This window comes from Burkholderia sp. BKH01 (assembly GCF_025685725.1).
GTDB lineage: Bacteria > Pseudomonadota > Gammaproteobacteria > Burkholderiales > Burkholderiaceae > Burkholderia > Burkholderia pyrrocinia_C.
On the sequence record NZ_JAOTQT010000012.1, the window covers coordinates 124307 to 138056 of the forward strand.

The 13750-nt window shown below is 67.8% G+C and carries 12 protein-coding genes; 9 read left to right on the forward strand and 3 right to left on the reverse strand.

Features of this window, described 5'->3' with window-relative positions:
* Positions 1–9: 9 nt before the first annotated feature.
* Positions 10–1086, reverse strand: coding sequence for a regulator (locus OEJ37_RS19240; RefSeq protein WP_263345123.1), 1077 nt, complete (start codon positions 1084–1086; stop codon positions 10–12).
* A gap of 150 nt (positions 1087–1236) precedes the next feature.
* On the opposite strand from OEJ37_RS19240, the gene OEJ37_RS19245 reads away from it, so the two are divergent.
* The 9 genes from OEJ37_RS19245 to ftsB all read left to right on the forward strand — a co-directional run bounded on the left by OEJ37_RS19245 (position 1237) and on the right by ftsB (position 12206).
* On the forward strand, positions 1237–2490 hold the full coding sequence (locus OEJ37_RS19245) for a lipoprotein-releasing ABC transporter permease subunit (RefSeq protein ID WP_034183566.1): 1254 nt from the start codon (positions 1237–1239) through the stop codon (positions 2488–2490).
* Positions 2483–3241 (forward strand): lipoprotein-releasing ABC transporter ATP-binding protein LolD, encoded by a 759-nt coding sequence (lolD, locus tag OEJ37_RS19250; RefSeq protein WP_411859273.1) that lies wholly within the window; start codon positions 2483–2485, stop codon positions 3239–3241. Before OEJ37_RS19245 ends, lolD begins: the two co-directional genes overlap by 8 nt.
* Positions 3242–3307: 66 nt before the next feature.
* Positions 3308–4096, forward strand: a complete 789-nt coding sequence (locus OEJ37_RS19255; protein ID WP_263345125.1) for a TatD family hydrolase — start codon at positions 3308–3310, stop codon at positions 4094–4096.
* A gap of 57 nt (positions 4097–4153) precedes the next feature.
* Positions 4154–6637: a DNA internalization-related competence protein ComEC/Rec2 gene (locus OEJ37_RS19260; RefSeq protein ID WP_263345126.1), complete on the forward strand. Its 2484-nt coding sequence runs from the start codon at positions 4154–4156 to the stop codon at positions 6635–6637.
* Positions 6638–6774: 137 nt separating this feature from the next.
* A complete protein-coding gene (locus tag OEJ37_RS19265; protein WP_072437005.1) occupies positions 6775–7620 on the forward strand; it encodes an alpha/beta fold hydrolase in 846 nt (281 codons plus the stop codon).
* 179 nt (positions 7621–7799) lie between these two features.
* Positions 7800–9458, forward strand: a complete 1659-nt coding sequence (locus OEJ37_RS19270) for a CTP synthase (protein ID WP_034183570.1) — start codon at positions 7800–7802, stop codon at positions 9456–9458.
* Positions 9455–10309 carry a 3-deoxy-8-phosphooctulonate synthase gene (gene kdsA / locus OEJ37_RS19275; protein WP_174383860.1) on the forward strand — a complete coding sequence of 285 codons (855 nt, stop codon included), beginning with the start codon at positions 9455–9457 and terminating at the stop codon, positions 10307–10309. Before OEJ37_RS19270 ends, kdsA begins: the two co-directional genes overlap by 4 nt.
* Positions 10310–10415: 106 nt before the next feature.
* Positions 10416–11699, forward strand: a complete 1284-nt coding sequence (eno, locus tag OEJ37_RS19280; protein WP_011352544.1) for a phosphopyruvate hydratase — start codon at positions 10416–10418, stop codon at positions 11697–11699.
* A gap of 81 nt (positions 11700–11780) precedes the next feature.
* Positions 11781–12206 (forward strand): cell division protein FtsB, encoded by a 426-nt coding sequence (gene ftsB, locus OEJ37_RS19285; protein WP_096471271.1) that lies wholly within the window; start codon positions 11781–11783, stop codon positions 12204–12206.
* A gap of 86 nt (positions 12207–12292) precedes the next feature.
* Here ftsB and OEJ37_RS19290 read toward each other — a convergent pair whose 3' ends face one another.
* Together OEJ37_RS19290 and hslO are read right to left on the reverse strand one after the other, a co-directional pair.
* Entirely contained in the window at positions 12293–12643 is a 351-nt protein-coding gene (locus OEJ37_RS19290; protein ID WP_174420602.1) for a hypothetical protein, read from the reverse strand.
* A gap of 134 nt (positions 12644–12777) precedes the next feature.
* Positions 12778–13728, reverse strand: a complete 951-nt coding sequence (hslO, locus tag OEJ37_RS19295; RefSeq protein WP_111016651.1) for an Hsp33 family molecular chaperone HslO — start codon at positions 13726–13728, stop codon at positions 12778–12780.
* Between the last annotated feature and the right edge of the window lie 22 nt (positions 13729–13750).

A 13750-nucleotide genomic window follows, 5' to 3' on the forward strand; every position in this document is an offset into this window, starting at 1 on the left:
GTCTGCTTGTTATTCGAACAGGGAGGCGAGCACACGGCGGCGCCAGAACTTGCGCAGGTCGCCGCGCGTCGCGTGCAGCGTCACGGAGCTCGTATCGCCGCACAGCGTGAAATCGACACTCGCCAACTCGCCGTTCTGCAGCGCGGCGAGCGCGGGCGCGAACCATTCGCGCTCGAGCGCGGCGAGCCCGTCGTGCCAGCGCGCCCAGTCCTGCTCGATGAATGGGGCGGTCAGCGTCGGCAGTTCGACGAGCGTTGCGCCGTCGGCGGCGGGCAGCGCGCCGAACGCGGCGGGTGGGGGGCCGGCTTCGGCTTGCGCGGCGCGCGCGAGGCCGAGCGCGGCGGGCGATGCGGACAGCACGCGCGCGAACGGCTTGCCGACCGGCTTCAGTGTGCCCTGCGCATGGAACCAGATCGAGTTGACGGCCGGCAGGCCGCGCGCCTCGCGGGCTTCGTTGACCGGGTGCTGGAACCACGCCATCTGCACTTCGTTCTGCAGTTTCATCCACATCCGCGAGCGTTCGCCCGTGTGTGCCTCGTGCGGCAGCCAGATCTCGATGTTGCGGCCGCTTGCGCGCAGCGGCGCGGCGCCGGCGAGCCGTGCGAGCTGTTCGCTCGACAGGTACCAGCGCGCGGGGTTCGGCGCTTCGAGCCGCACGCCGAGCTCCTCGATCAGCGGCCGCGCGACCGCGAGCAGCGCGGCCGCGTCGCCGTCGTCGAGCGCGAGCGCCGCCGGATCGACGAGCACCAGGTGATCGTGCGCGATTTCGACGTGGACGGGTTCGACGCATGCCCACGCTTGCGCGCCGGGTTCGCCGCCGTCCGCCAGCAACATGTAGGGCGCGAGTGGTGCCTCGTCCGCGGCGTTGCCCTGGGTCGCGCCGAACTGGCGGGCCAGCCAGCGCTCGTGCGGCAGCGTGCGCTGGAAGTCCTCGCCGGCCACGCGCTCGACGAGGCTCGCGCGGGCGAGCAACTTTTCGAGCGCGGGGCTGTCCAGCGTGTGCAGGGATGAGGCCGCGTCGGCGGCCGACGGCAGCGCGAACGGAACGAGAAAATGGAGGCGTCGGTCGTGCATGATGGTGCGCATTGTATGGCAAACTGCGCGCGTGATCGGGCCGGCAGACGGCCCGTTCGCGTCCGGCGGCCGTTTTTCGACCGCGCCCGGGCCGGTGGCCGCCGCCGGGCGGCGGTCCGGCCGCGGGGCGCCTTCCCGCCGTAACCAGTAGAAAGGATTCGCTTGAAACTTCCGTACGAATGGCAGATCGGCTGGCGCTATACGCGCGCCGGCAAACGCACGACCGGCAACGGCTTCATTTCCTTCATCGCCCTCGTGTCGATGCTCGGGATCGCGCTTGGCGTCGCGGCGCTGATCGTCGTGCTGTCGGTGATGAACGGCTTCCAGAAGGAGGTGCGCGACCGCATGCTGTCGGTGCTCGCGCACGTCGAGGTGTTCTCGCCGACGGGCTCGATGCCCGACTGGCAACTGACCGCGCAGGAAGCGCGCCGCAATCCGTCGGTGGTCGGCGCGGCGCCGTACGTCGACGCGCAGGCGCTGCTCACGCGCCAGGACGCGGTGAGCGGCGTGATGCTGCGCGGCGTCGAGCCGACGCTCGAGCCGCAGGTTTCCGACATCGGCAAGGACATGAAGGCCGGGCAGCTCGGCGCGCTCGTGCCGGGCCAGTTCGGCATCGTGCTCGGCGACGCGCTCGCCGGCAACCTCGGCGTGACGGTCGGCGACAAGGTCACGCTGGTCGCGCCCGAAGGCTCGATCACGCCGGCCGGGATGATGCCGCGTCTGAAGCAGTTCACGGTCGTCGGCGTGTTCGAGTCCGGCCACTACGAATATGACAGCACGCTCGCGATGATCAACATCCGCGACGCCGAGGCGCTGTTCCGGATGGCTGCGCCGACCGGCGTGCGGCTGCGGCTGACCGACATGCAGAAGGCGCCGCAGGTTGCGGTCGAGCTGTCGCATACGCTGTCGGGCAGCCTGTATATCCGCGACTGGACCCAGCAGAACAAGACGTGGTTCTCGGCCGTGCAGATCGAGAAGCGGATGATGTTCATCATCCTGACGCTGATCATCGCGGTGGCCGCGTTCAACCTCGTGTCGTCGCTCGTGATGACCGTGACCAACAAGCAGGCCGACATCGCGATCCTGCGCACACTCGGCGCGCAGCCGGGGTCGATCATGAAGATCTTCGTCGTGCAGGGCGTGACGATCGGCTTCGTCGGCACGGCGTCGGGCGTCGCGCTCGGCTGCCTGATCGCGTGGAGCATCCCGTGGCTGATCCCGATGATCGAACATCTGTTCGGCGTGCAGTTCCTGCCACCGTCCGTGTACTTCATCAGCGAGCTGCCGTCCGAACTCGTCGCGAGCGACGTGATCCGGATCGGGCTGATCGCATTCGCGCTGTCGGCCGTCGCGACGCTCTATCCGAGCTGGCGCGGCGCGAAGGTGAAGCCGGCGGAGGCGCTCCGCTATGAATGACCGCGCGACCGCATTCGCGGATTCAAAACAACACAACAGACAGGATTCGGCAGGTATGCAGCAATACGTGCTTCAGGCGCGCGGGATCACGAAGGCGTTCGTGCAGGGCGGCTTCAACGTGCAGGTGCTCAACAATACCGAGCTGACGGTGCGGCGCGGCGAGAAGCTCGCGGTCGTCGGCGCGTCGGGCTCCGGCAAGAGCACGCTGCTGCATGTGCTGGGCGGGCTCGACGAGCCGAGCGCGGGCGAGGTGTCGCTGCTCGGCAAGCCGTTTACGCAGCTCGCCGAGCGCGAGCGCAACGAATTGCGCAACCGCGCACTCGGCTTCGTCTACCAGTTCCATCACCTGCTGCCCGAGTTCACTGCGCTCGACAACGTCGCGATGCCGCTGCGCATCCGCCGGATGACGACCGAGGATGCGCGCGCGCAGGCCCAGGCGATGCTCGAACGCGTCGGTCTGGGCCCGCGTGCGAAACACCGGCCGGGTGAGTTGTCGGGTGGCGAGCGGCAGCGCGTCGCGATCGCGCGCGCGCTGGTCACGAAACCCGCGTGCGTGCTCGCCGACGAGCCGACCGGCAACCTCGACGGCACGACGGCAGACACGGTGTTCAACCTGATGCTCGAACTGTCCGAGACGCTCGAAACGAGCTTCGTGATCGTCACGCACGATCCCGATCTCGCCGCGCGCTGCGACCGCATCATGCGGCTGCGCGACGGCGTGCTGCACGAGGAGCCGGCGCTGCCGGTGTAAGCGAACGCCCCTGGCCGGGCCGTCGGGTTCGTCCCGGCGCGGCGCGAGGGGTACAGGAATGCCGTCATGTGGATCGATACGCATTGCCATCTCGATGCCGCCGAGTTCGACACCGACCGCGATGCGGTCGCGCGCGCGGCGCGCGCGGCCGGCGTGTCGCGTATCGTGATCCCGAGCATCGGGCGCGATAACTTCACGACGGTGCGCGAACTCGCGCAGCGCACGCCGGGTGCGGTCTATGCACTCGGCATCCATCCGATGTATACGCCGCACGCGCGCGACGAGGATCTCGACCGGCTGCGCATGGAGATCGAAGCGAGCCTCGACGATCCGCGCTTCGTCGCGATCGGCGAGATCGGCCTCGACTATTTCGTGCCGGGGCTCGACGAAGACCGGCAGCAGTTCTTCTACCAGGGGCAGCTGAAGCTGGCGCGCGAATTCGACCTGCCCGTGCTGTGCCACGTGCGCAAGTCGCAGGACCGCGTGCTCGCGGGGCTGCGCCGCTTCGGCGTGCGGCGCGGCATCGCGCATGCATTCAACGGCAGTTTCCAGCAGGCCGAAGCGTATCTCGCGCAGGGGCTGCATCTCGGCTTCGGCGGCAACGTGACATTCACGCGCGCGTTGCAGATCCGCCGGCTCGCCACGGAATTGCCGCTCGACGCGATCGTCGTCGAGACGGACGCGCCCGACATCGCACCCGAATGGGCGTACAAATCCCGCAACACGCCCGACCAGGTGCCGCGCATCGGCGACGTGCTAGCCGAACTGCGCGGTCTCGACGCCAGTTCACTCGGCCTATCCACTTCGGCCAACGCGCTCGCCGCGCTGCCGCGACTCGCACTTTCGTCCGCATAATCGTTTCCGGAAGGCGCCGCATTCGCAATGGCGGTGCCAGGTCGACGAGGAGGCGGGATGCGCGTGTGGTGGATCGCGTTTGCGCTCGGCGTCGTCGTGCTGCAGCGGCAGGCGGCGTTGCCGGGCGCGATCGCATGGACGGCCGGTGCGGTCGTGCTTGCCGGTTGCGCGGCCCTCGGAGCGTGGTGCATGCGCCGCCGGCGCACGCGCACGACCGTCGCGCTCGGATGGATGCTGTGCGCGTTCGCGGCCTGCGTGGCGGGGTTCGGTTATGCGGCGGCGCGGGCCGAATGGCGGCTGCGCGACAGCTTGCCCGTCGACTGGGAAGGGCGCGACATCGTCGTCACCGGCGTGATCCGGGGGCTGCCCGTCGTCGACGAGACGGGCGCACGGCTGCTGCTCGCGGTCGAGTCGAACGATGCGGGGCTGGCCCGTTTTCCGCCATTGATCCGGCTGTCGTGGCGCGCGTATGGCGCATCCGCGACGCGCGATCCGCTTCCCGAGCTGCGTGCCGCGCAGCGCTGGCGCTTCGTCGTGCGCCTGAAGCGCCCGCACGCCGAGGCCAATGCCGGCGTGCGCGACAGCGAGGCGGCGTGGCTCGCCGCCGGCATTCGCGCGATCGGTTATGTCAGCGCGCCGCGGCGGTCGGTATTGCTCGATGCGCACGCATCGGGTTGGCGTGCGTCGATCGATCGGCTGCGCGATGTACTGCGGGCACGCATCGGCGAGACGCTCGGTGTCGACGCCGGCCATCGCGGCATCGTCGCCGCGCTCGCGATCGGCGACCAGTCCGGCATCGGCGACGACGACTGGCGCGTGCTGCGCAACACGGGAACGAGCCACCTGGTCGCGATCTCCGGCCTGCACGTCGGGCTCGTCGGCGCGATCGCGGGTGGGCTCGTGTCGATGGCCTGGCGCCGGCTGCGCTGGCGTGCGCGGGCCGCAACACTCGTGTTGCCGGCGCCGTACGCGGCATCGCTTGCCGCGCTGGCGGCCGCGGCCGGCTATGCGGCGCTCGCCGGCTTCAACGTGCCGGCGCAGCGCGCGTGGTGGATGATCGCGGCCGGAGGCATCGCGTATCTGGCCGGGCGCAGCGTGCCGACGTCGGCGGTGCTGTGCGCGGCGCTCGGCGGCGTGCTGCTCGCCGATCCGTGGGCCGTGCTGTCGGCCGGGTTCTGGCTGTCGTTCGGAGCGGTGGCCGTGATCCTGCTGACCGTCGCCGGCTGGCGCGCGGCGCGCGAGGTCGACGCGCAACGCGAGGAGGGTGGCGACACGGCCGGCCCATCGAGCCGGTTGCGCGCGTGGGGCACGCGCGCCGCGCGCCGTATCGCCGAGGCCACGCGCGTGCAGTACGCGGTGACGATCGGTCTCGCGCCGCTGACGGCGGCGTGGTTCGCGCAGATCTCGCTGTCGGGCCCGTTCGGCAATGTGTTCGCGATTCCGTGGGTGAGCACGGTCGTGACGCCGATCGTGCTGGCCGGCATCGCGCTGCCCGCGCCGCTCGATGCGTATGCATTCCGGCTTGCGCATGCGGCGCTCGAACCGATGATGACGCTGCTCGGGTACCTCGCCGACTGGCCGGCTGGCGTGTTCTGGCTGCGCATGCCCGACTGGCCGGTGCTGGCGCTTGCATGCGTGGGCGTCGCATGGGCGCTGATGCCGCGCGGCTGGCCGTTGCGCTGGGCGGCGCCGCTCACGTGGCTACCGCTCGTCGCGCCGGCACCCGATGCGCCGCCGCCAGGCGGCTTCCGGCTGACCGTGCTCGACGTCGGGCAGGGCGCGTCGGTGCTGGTCGAGACCGCGCGCAGAACCTTGCTGTTCGATGCGGGGCCGGGCGCGGAGTCGACGCATGCCGGTGCGCGGATCGTCGCGCCGGCGTTGCGCTCGCGCGGCATCGCGGTGATCGATTCGCTGGTGCTCAGTCACGCGGACGCCGATCACGCGGGCGGCGCGCCGGCCGTCTATGCGGCAACCGACGTGCGCCAGCTGCTGGCCGGCATTGCGCCGACGAGCCGGCTGTGGCGCGACGCGACGGCCGCCGGCGTCGCCGACCGGCTGCCTTGTGCGGCCGGGCAGCGCTGGACCTGGGACGGCGTCGTCTTCACGATGCTCTGGCCACCGGGCGGCCCGGGCGCGGGCTCGTCGAACGGGCAATCGTGCGTGCTGCGCGTCGACGCGGGCGGCACGTCCGCGCTGCTGACGGGCGACATCGAAGCACGCACCGAGCGCCAGCTCGTGGACGCCGCGCGCGACGCGCTGGCCGCGCAGATCCTGGTCGTTCCGCACCACGGCAGCCGCACGTCGTCGGTCGAGCCTTTCCTCGATTCGGTCGGGCCGCGCGTCGCGGTATTTCCTGTAGGCTATCGCAATCGTTTCGGGCATCCGCACCGGACCGTCCTCGCGCGCTACGAGGCGCGCGGGATTCCGCTGCCGCGCACCGATCGCGACGGCGCCGTGCGGTTCGACGTCGCGCCGGCCGACGGCGGGTTTGCATTCGAGCGGTATCGCGACGTACGGCGAGGGTACTGGATGGACCGTTGAGCGGGGCGAGGGCCGGTTTATAAAGAATGCGTGAGACCCGCGCAAAGTGCCGGAGCACTGGCCCGGCAGAACGCGAAGCATGGGACGGGAGTAAGTGCCGAAGCACTAACTCCCGTCGACAAAGGAGACATCGGCGTTTGAAGGACATCCTCCACTTCTCGCATGCGAACGGCTTTCCGGCGTCGACGTACCGGACGATCTTCGCCGAACTGGCCGACGACTACGAGCTGCGCTACATCGAACGGATCGGCCACGACCGCCGCTACCCGGTGACGCGCGACTGGCCGCATCTCGTCGAGCAACTGCTCGACGACATCGGCAGCCGCTACGAGCGTCCCGTCTGGCTCGTCGGCCATTCCCTCGGCGGCTACCTGTCGCTGATGGCCGCGCTGAAGAAGCCGCAATGGGTGCGCGGCGTCGTGATGATCGATTCGCCGATCATCGCGGGCTGGCGTGCCGGCGCGTTGCGCGCGAGCCAGTGGGCAGGGCTCGACGAGCGGCTGTCGCCGGCCGCCGCGACGCGCAACCGGCGCACGCACTGGGTGAGCCGCGACGAAGTCTGGCGGCACTTCCGCGAGAAGCCCGCGTTCGCGCGCTGGGACGAACGGATGCTGGCCGACTACATCGACTACGGCATTCCGCAGGCCGGCGCCGACGGCGAGCGCGCGCTCGCGTTCGATCGGCAAGTCGAATACCTGATCTACCGGACGCTGCCGCACACGCTCGGCCCGCGGCTCGCGCACGGCGCGCCGGTGCCGATCGGTTTTCTCGCCGGCACGCGTTCGCGCGAGGTGCGGCAGGTCGGGCTCGACGCGACACGCCGTGCGGCGCGCGGCCGCGTCGAATGGCTCGAGGGCAGCCACCTGTTCCCGATGGAGCGGCCGCTCGAGACCGCCCGCGCATTGCAGCGGATGCTGAATTCGCTGAAGGCGGAGGAGGGCGGTGTGTCGCAGGGCGGCGCCCCGCTCGCGAAGCGCGCCTGACGCTTCGCTCGGCGGTCCGGTACGCGCCGCGGCGGGTGCGGCCGCGCCGACCGGCCGGCCGGTTCGCCCCCGGCTCACGGTTGGCGCGGGTCCGCCCGAAAGGGCGCGATCATCACGTCAGTTGCTGAGAAAAGGGCGGGCTTTACGGTATAATCCGTTTTTCCCGCGAGCATCCAGCGATGACCAAATATGTTTTCGTCACCGGCGGCGTAGTTTCTTCCCTTGGCAAGGGTATTGCCGCCGCTTCCCTCGCCGCGATCCTCGAATCGCGCGGTCTGAAAGTCACCCTCCTCAAACTCGATCCCTACATCAACGTCGACCCCGGCACGATGAGCCCGTTCCAGCACGGCGAAGTGTTTGTGACGGAAGACGGGGCGGAGACGGACCTTGACCTCGGCCACTATGAGCGCTTCATCAGCACGAAGATGCGCAAGGCCAACAACTTCACGACCGGCCAGATCTACGAATCGGTGATCCGCAAGGAACGCCGCGGCGACTATCTCGGCAAGACCGTTCAGGTGATTCCGCACATCACGAACGAGATCCAGGCGTTCATCGAGCGCGGGGCCGCATCGGCCACCTGCGGCGAGCCGGATGTCGCGATCGTCGAGATCGGCGGCACGGTCGGCGACATCGAGTCGCTGCCGTTCCTTGAAGCCGCGCGCCAGATGAGCCTGCGCCTCGGCCGCAACAGCGCGTGCTTCGTGCACCTGACGCTCGTGCCGTACGTCGCGACGGCCGGCGAGCTGAAGACGAAGCCGACCCAGCACAGCGTGCAGAAGCTGCGCGAGATCGGCATCCTGCCGCACGTGCTGCTGTGCCGCGCGGATCGCCGCATCCCCGACGACGAATCGAAGAAGATCTCGATGTTCTCGAACGTGCCGGAAGACGCCGTGATCTCGGTGTGGGACGCCGACAGCATCTACAAGATTCCGCAGATGCTGCACGACCAGGGCCTCGACAAGATCATCTGCGACGAGCTGAAGCTGACGCCGCACGATGCCGACCTGAGCATGTGGTCGGAGCTCGTCGAGAAGCTGGAGAACCCGAAGCACGAAGTGACGATCGGCATGGTCGGCAAGTACGTCGACCTGACCGAATCGTACAAGTCGCTGATCGAGGCGCTGCGTCACGCGTCGCTGCACACGTCGACGAAGGTCAACATCGAGTACATCGACTCGGAAGAGATCGAGACGAACGGCGTCGACAGTCTTAAGCACCTCGACGCGGTGCTGGTCCCGGGCGGTTTCGGCCGTCGCGGCACCGAAGGCAAGATCGCGGCGATCCGCTATGCGCGCGAGGCGAAGGTGCCTTATCTCGGCATCTGTCTCGGCATGCAGCTCGCGGTGATCGAGTTCGCGCGCGACGTCGTCGGCCTGAAACAGGCGAACAGCACGGAATTCGATCCGGACACGCCGGAACGCGTGGTCGCGCTGATCACCGAGTGGTACGACCGCGACGGCAAGGTCGAGACGCGCACCGAGGAATCCGATCTCGGCGGCACGATGCGCCTCGGCTCGCAGCGCTGCCCGATCAAGCCCGGCACGATGGCGGAAGAAATCTACGGCAAGGACGTGAACGAGCGTCATCGCCACCGTTATGAAGTCAATAACCGCTTCGTGCCCCAGCTCGAAAGCGGCGGCCTTATCATCAGCGCGCGTACCCCGAGCGAGGATCTGCCGGAAATGATGGAACTGCCGCGCTCGATGCACCCGTGGTTCGTCGGCGTTCAGTTCCACCCGGAATTCACGTCCACGCCGCGTGACGGTCATCCCCTGTTCAAGTCGTTCGTCGAAGCCGCGCTCGCCAACAAGCAAGCGCGCGGAGTGAAAGCATGAAGCTGTGCGATTTCGAGGTCGGTCTCGACAAGCCTTTTTTCCTGATCGCGGGTACCTGCGTCGTCGAATCGGAGCAAATGACGATCGACACGGCGGGCCGCCTGAAGGAGATCTGCGAGAAGCTGAACGTTCCGTTCATCTACAAGTCGTCCTACGACAAGGCGAATCGCAGCTCGGGCAAGTCGTTTCGCGGCCTCGGAATGGACGAGGGCCTGCGGATCCTGTCCGAGGTGAAGCGCCAGCTCGGCCTGCCGGTGCTGACCGACGTGCATTCGATCGAAGAGATCGAGCAGGTCGCGTCGGTCGTCGACGTGCTGCAGACGCCCGCGTTCCTGTGCCGCCAGACCGATTTCATCCACGCGTGCGCGCGCTCGGGCAAGCCCGTCAACATCAAGAAGGGCCAGTTCCTCGCGCCGCACGACATGAAGAACGTGATCGACAAGGCGCGCGACGCGGCGCGTGAAGCGGGGCTGTCGGAAGACCGCTTCATGGCGTGCGAACGCGGCGTCTCGTTCGGCTACAACAATCTCGTGTCGGACATGCGTTCGCTCGCGATCATGCGCGAAACGAACGCGCCCGTCGTATTCGATGCGACCCACTCGGTGCAACTGCCGGGCGGGCAGGGTACGAGCTCGGGCGGCCAGCGCGAATTCGTGCCGGTGCTCGCGCGTGCGGCGGTCGCGACGGGCGTCGCGGGCCTCTTCATGGAAACGCACCCGAATCCGGCCGAGGCGAAGTCGGACGGCCCGAACGCGGTGCCGCTGAACCGGATGGGCGCGCTGCTGGAGACGCTCGTCACGCTCGACCAGGCGGTGAAGCGTAATCCGTTCCTGGAAAACGATTTCAATTAAAGATCGAATGAACCTTGCGACGGCTTCGCGCGTCAGTAGCGAAAGCGGTTCCGGCACGCACGCCGTCGCAGTTTGAAGAATCCATCGTCATTCTCAGAGGAAACCCATGAGTGCAATCGTAGATATCATCGGCCGCGAGATTCTGGATTCGCGCGGCAACCCCACCGTCGAATGCGACGTGCTGCTCGAATCGGGCACGATGGGCCGCGCGGCGGTGCCGTCGGGCGCGTCCACGGGCTCGCGTGAAGCGATCGAACTGCGCGACGGCGAAGCCGGCCGCTACAACGGCAAGGGCGTGCTGAAGGCAGTCGAGCACATCAACACCGAAATCTCCGAAGCCATCATGGGCCTCGACGCGTCGGAACAGGCGTTCCTCGACAAGACGCTGCTCGAGCTGGACGGCACCGACAACAAGTCGCGCCTCGGCGCGAACGCGATGCTGGCCGTGTCGATGGCCGTCGCGAAGGCTGCCGCCGAAGAGGCAGGCCTGCCGCTGTACCGCTACTTCGGCGGTTCGGGCGCGATGCAACTGCCGGTGCCGATGATGAACATCGTCAACGGCGGTGCGCACGCGAACAACAGCCTCGACATCCAGGAATTCATGATCGTCCCGGTCAGCCAGCCGACGTTCCGTGAAGCCCTGCGTTGCGGCGCGGAAGTGTTCCACGCACTGAAGAAGATTCTGAGCGACCGCGGCATGAGCACGGCAGTCGGCGACGAAGGCGGTTTCGCACCGAACTTCGGCAGCAACGACGAGTGCCTGTCGACGATCCTCCAGGCAATCGAGAAGGCCGGTTACCGTGCGGGCGAGGACGTGCTGCTCGCGCTCGACTGCGCCGCATCCGAGTTCTACCACGACGGCAAGTACCAGCTCGCGGGCGAAGGCCTGCAACTGTCGTCGGCCGAATTCACCGACTACCTGGCGACGCTCGCCGACAAGTTCCCGATCGTGTCGATCGAGGACGGCATGCACGAAAGCGACTGGGAAGGCTGGAAGCTGCTGACCGACCGCCTCGGCAAGAAGGTGCAGCTCGTCGGCGACGACCTGTTCGTCACGAACACGCGCATCCTGAAGGAAGGCATCGAGAAGGGCATCGCGAACTCGATCCTCATCAAGATCAACCAGATTGGTACGCTGACCGAAACGTTCGCGGCGATCGAAATGGCGAAGCGCGCGGGCTACACGGCCGTGATCTCGCACCGCTCGGGCGAAACGGAAGATTCGACGATCGCGGACATCGCGGTCGGCCTGAATGCCGGTCAGATCAAGACGGGTTCGCTGTCGCGCAGCGACCGCATCTCGAAGTACAACCAGCTGCTGCGCATCGAGGAAGATCTCGGCGACATCGCGAGCTACCCGGGTAAATCGGCTTTCTATAACCTGCGCTAACGCGCTAATATCGGGTTCGTCATATCGACGCCGCTCTGTGCACGTGCGCGGAGCGGCGCTTCTTATATCTGCGTCTCTTACATGCGGCTTGTCACTGTCGTCCTGATTGCCTTGCTGGCGCTCATTCAGTACCCCCTATGGTGGGGACACGGCGGCTGGCTGCGGGTGCATGAATTGCGTCAGCAGCTCGGCGACCAGCTCCAGAAGAATGCGGACGAGAAGCTGCGCAACGAGCGGACCGCAGGCGAAGTGCAGGATCTGCAGAGCGGTACCGCGGCTATCGAGGAGCGCGCGCGCTACGAGATGGGCATGGTGAAGGACGGCGAGGTATTCGTGCAGTTCGTGTCGCCGAATGCACCGGCGGTGCCGCTGAACAACACGCCTTCGAACACGTCGACGCGCGGTGCCGTGTCGGCGGCGCCGGTGCGTGTCGTGCCGAATCCGCAGTCGATGGCGAAGCCGTCGCGGCATCATGGCGGCGACAAGGGCAAGGCCGCGCATCACTGAGTGCGGCAGCTCGAACCCATTGAAAAAGCGCGGGAAATGCCGCGCTTTTTTATTTCCTGCCAGTGTTCAATCGGCCGGGCGATCGCTTACCACCACCAGCCCGGGTAGCCGTAGCCGATGCCCGTTCCCCAGCGATTTCCCCATCCGCCGTAATACCCGCCATAGACGGTCACGGGTGGCGGCGAGTAATAGGCCCACGCGCGCGCGGCCGCTTCGGCCGCCATCGCGCTGTTCTGTTCGCGCAGCACCTGCCGGTCGATCTCGTCGTAGCGCTTGCGTTCGGCGCTCGACAGCACGGGCGGCTGGCCGCCCGACGCGCCCGGTTCGGGCAGGCGGCTCAGGATCGTGGAGGATGGCGGCGGCATCGCGCAGCCGGCCAGCGCGAGCGTGCCGGCGGCAACGCTCGTCAGGACGATGGTGCGAAACGGGCGATTCATGTGTTTCTCCTGCAGCGCGCCGACGGCGGGAAGCGGCTTGCGCCGAAGGCCGAGCCTCCGGCGCCTGAGCCATGCGTGCGACGCATGTGCGCATTATGCGCCCGTGCCCGGACGGCGGGCATCGGGCGCGCCGCTCAGTGACGCTGGCCGGTCGCCGGCGCGATGCCGGTCTCGACGCCGGGCGCCGCGAACAACTGCGCGACGTCGACGGGATCGAATTCGTAGCGCTGGTTGCAGAACTCGCAGTGGATCTCGACGTGGCCGCGCTCGACGATCACGCTGTCGACTTCGTCGCGGCCGAGCATGCGCAGCATCGCACCGACCTTCTCGCGCGAGCAGGAGCACTGAAAGCGCGTGCCGGCCGGTTCGAAGTGCTGCACGTTCTCCTGCCAGAACAGCCGGCGGAACACGACTTCCGGTTCGACCTCGAGCAGTTCCTGTGCGGACAGCGTGCCGCCGAGCGTGCAGACGCGCTCCCACGTGTCGATATCGGTTTCGGCGTTGCGCGGCACGATGCCGCCGTCACCCGGCAGCTTCTGCAACAGCATGCCGACCGCACGGTCGCGATCGGCCGCGAGCCACAGCCGCGTGTCGAGCTGCTCGGAGTGGTGCATGTAATGCTCGAGCACCTGCGATACCGATTCGAGCGGGCCGTCGACACCGTTCAGCGGCACGATGCCCTGGTACGGCTGCTGGCCCGGCAGCTTGTCGGCCGGGTCGAGCGTGATCACGCAGCGGCCGTGGCCGCTCGCGTTGACGAGCGACGCGAAACTCGTGTCGTCGCCGATCGTTTGCGCCGCGTCGCCGGAGAACTTCGCGGTGGCCCGCATCGACAGATCCGAACCGCACTGGACGACCAGCATCTGGACCGGCCCGTCGCCGAAGATCTGCATGATCAGGGTGCCGTGGAATTTCAGGTTCGCGGACAGCAGCGCGCACGCGGCCATCATCTCGCCGAGCACCGTGCGCACGGGGGCAGGGTAGTCGCGGCGGGCGAGCACTTCCTGCCACGTATTGCGCAGCGAAACGATCTCGCCGCGCACGGGCGCCGCATTGAACATGAATTTCTGTAACTGGTCGCTCACTCTTCTTCCTTGAAATCGCGCG